This window comes from uncultured Phyllobacterium sp. (assembly GCF_902479695.1).
In the GTDB taxonomy this organism is placed as follows: Bacteria; Pseudomonadota; Alphaproteobacteria; order Rhizobiales; family Rhizobiaceae; genus Phyllobacterium; species Phyllobacterium calauticae.
The window spans coordinates 1-2633 of sequence record NZ_CABSQF010000094.1 but is presented as its reverse complement, the minus strand read 5'-3'; the positions used below and the strand labels follow the sequence as shown (position 1 = coordinate 2633).

The following is a 2633-nucleotide window of genomic DNA, read 5'->3' as shown; positions in this document are numbered from 1 at the left end:
CGTGCAGACCGATCCGCAGACGGGTTTTTTCGACGCCATTCAGGGCAATCACGACTGCCTGATCATCGCATCGAGCTTTGCCGATTACGATCCGCTGCGCATTTGCGCGCAGTTGCGCTCGCTCGACAACACACGGTCGATGCCGATCATATTCGTCGCCGATCAGGGCGAGGAACCGAAGGTTCGCCGCGCGCTGGAGCTTGGCGTCAACGATTATGTGGTACGGCCGCTCAATTCCAACGAATTGCTGGCGCGCCTGCGCACGCAGCTGCGCCGCAAGGCCTATCATGACGGCCTGCGCGCCAGTGTCGTCAAGACCTACGAGATGGCGGTTACCGACAGCCTGACGGGCCTGCACAACCGGCTGTATCTGGAAACGCACCTGGCAACCCTGTTCAAGCGCGCCGTGGACCGCCGCCGCCCGCTGTCGATCCTGATGACGGACATCGACCGCTTCAAGCTGATCAACGACACCTATGGCCATGATGGCGGGGATGAGGTGCTGCGCGAATTCGCCCAGCGCCTGCGCCGCAACGTGCGCGGCAGCGACCTCGCCAGCCGCTATGGCGGGGAAGAATTCTTCATCGTCATGCCCGATACGGACCTGACGATGGCGGCCATTGTCGCCGAGCGCATCCGGCGTGAAGTGGCCTCGACGCCATTTTTCGTCGATGACGGCGCCACCGGCGTGCCGGTGACCATCAGCATCGGCATTGCCAGCGTGCAGTCGAAGGATGACAGCGTGCAGAACATGCTCAAGCGTGCCGACGAGGCGCTGTATGGCGCCAAGGCATCGGGCCGCAACAAGGTTGTCTCCGAGGCGGCATGAGGCCGCCCGAATCGGATTGCCAATCCCCACAAACAAAAATGCCGCCCGAAGGCGGCATCTTGAACATGCGGGAAAATCCAGGATTACTTGATCTTGGTTTCCTTGAATTCAACGTGCTTGCGTACGACCGGGTCGTACTTGCGGAAAGAGAACTTCTCTGTCTTCGTACGGCTGTTCTTGCTCGTAACGTAGAAGAAACCGGTGTCAGCGGTCGACAGAAGCTTGATCTTGATATTTGCAGCCTTAGCCATTTTCAGTTTACCTGTCTTTATTAGAAGAGGACCGCCGTTCAGTCCAACAACGTGGCTATAAGCGGAAATTCAGGCGGACATGTACCAACACTCGGCAAAAAGTCAAGGGTAGAGGTGCCACAATCTGAGGTTTGAAGCGCACGTGCGACGTCCGTTGCACCAATCGGCCTCTGCATCGTCATTCCAGCTCAACCCGAGTCTTGAACATCAGCGTGATGCGCATGGTCGGGCAAACGCGGGTGACGCCGCGGGCAACGTGATGAACAAAGCCCGGAAAAAGCAAAAGCCTGTTGGGTTTCGGATAGATGGCCGCAAGAATATCGTCCTTGTCCTGATTGAACAGGATCGTTTCACCACCCCAGTCCGAATCCCAGACTTCGTGCGGATAGTAGACCGCTGTACAGGCCCCGGGCTCCAGTGAATCCGTGTGGGTTGCACCATCGCTGCCATAGGGAAGGCCATTGGCATAGCAACGCTGGAGAATATGTCCTTTCAGTGCGGTTCGAGCAAGCTGTTCCCAGAACACATGAAGGAGGGGAGCTTTGGCGGCAAGTTCAACTTCGCAAGCGTTGCTCGATCCCTTTTGCCGAGCGTTTTGTTCAATTGTATCGCCGAGTGCTCCGGCAAAATGCTTGTGCCAGAAGGATTGCGCGCCTTCACCGCTATGCGATCGCCATCCGTACCCCCATCCTCCGGTCGAAAGAAACCTGTAGATGGCTTGCTGCTCCTGAGCATTCAAGAGGTTTTCAACCACGGTAATTCCTTGCCATGGTTGAATATCCCGCTGTCGCGATTGTGATGTCATTGGATTTACCCTCAAAACCTTACCGTCAGATCGGCTTTGACGGAGTTGTCGTTGACGCCGGAGGAGAACTGGCCGGTATAGGTGAGGCCCAGCGTCGTGGCCTTGCCGATATCGAAGGCGAGACCGGCCTCCACCAGCGCCGCATCGGCGGCAATGGGCAGGCCGCTGACATCGAAACTTTCGCCGCCGCTGGCAAAGGCGAACTGCGCCTGCGGCGTGACATCGCCGTAGGCATGCCGCCAGCCCACCATGCCGCGTGCCGTCAGGCTTGTGGCATTGCCGAGGGTGAAGGCACGCGATGCACGAAGTCCCAGCGTCGTCGTCGTCAGGTCCGTGGTGGATGATGGCGCCGACAGGGCGGCGATGCCGCCGGTTTCGCTGAAGCCTGCTGTCTTCAGATGGGTATAGGCTGCCGCGGCAAAGGGTTCGAGCGCCGTATAGGGCGTCTCGATGCGGTAAGCGGCTTCACCGAAGATCTGCACCGTGTTGGCGCTGTAACCGGCGGTGTCCGTCTCGGCCAACGAGCCGAAGGCGACCGTGCGGCGCGTATCGATCTCGTGATGCGCCAGCACCGTGCCAAGGCTCAATGTCAGTGCATCGATCTTCGTGCCGCCATAGATGCCAACCTGATAGCTGTCGGCGGAGACGGATGAACCCGCCCCATGCAGCGCGGTCGAGCCATAACCGGCCAGCAAACCAAAACGCCATGTCCCGGCAATCACCCCGTCCATGCCGGTGACGATGCCGC

The 2633-nt window shown here is 59.1% G+C and carries 4 protein-coding genes; 1 reads left to right on the top strand and 3 read right to left on the bottom strand.

Features of this window, described 5'->3' with window-relative positions; all coding sequences use genetic code 11:
• Positions 1-829 (top strand): diguanylate cyclase (locus RDL77_RS24800; protein WP_288195154.1); only part of this gene is annotated, 829 nt, incomplete at its 5' end.
• Between the two features lie 83 nt (positions 830-912).
• On the opposite strand, the gene rpmG is transcribed toward RDL77_RS24800, so the two are convergent.
• From rpmG to RDL77_RS24785, 3 genes are all read right to left on the bottom strand, one after another.
• Positions 913-1080: a 50S ribosomal protein L33 gene (rpmG, locus tag RDL77_RS24795; protein WP_105735448.1), complete on the bottom strand. Its 168-nt coding sequence runs from the start codon at positions 1078-1080 to the stop codon at positions 913-915.
• Between the two features lie 178 nt (positions 1081-1258).
• The gene (locus RDL77_RS24790) at positions 1259-1885 is read right to left on the bottom strand and encodes a 2OG-Fe(II) oxygenase (protein WP_288195152.1); all 627 of its coding nucleotides are present in this window, start codon (positions 1883-1885) and stop codon (positions 1259-1261) included.
• A gap of 11 nt (positions 1886-1896) precedes the next feature.
• A partial coding sequence (locus RDL77_RS24785; protein WP_288195151.1) for an autotransporter outer membrane beta-barrel domain-containing protein occupies positions 1897-2633 on the bottom strand: 737 nt, incomplete at its 5' end.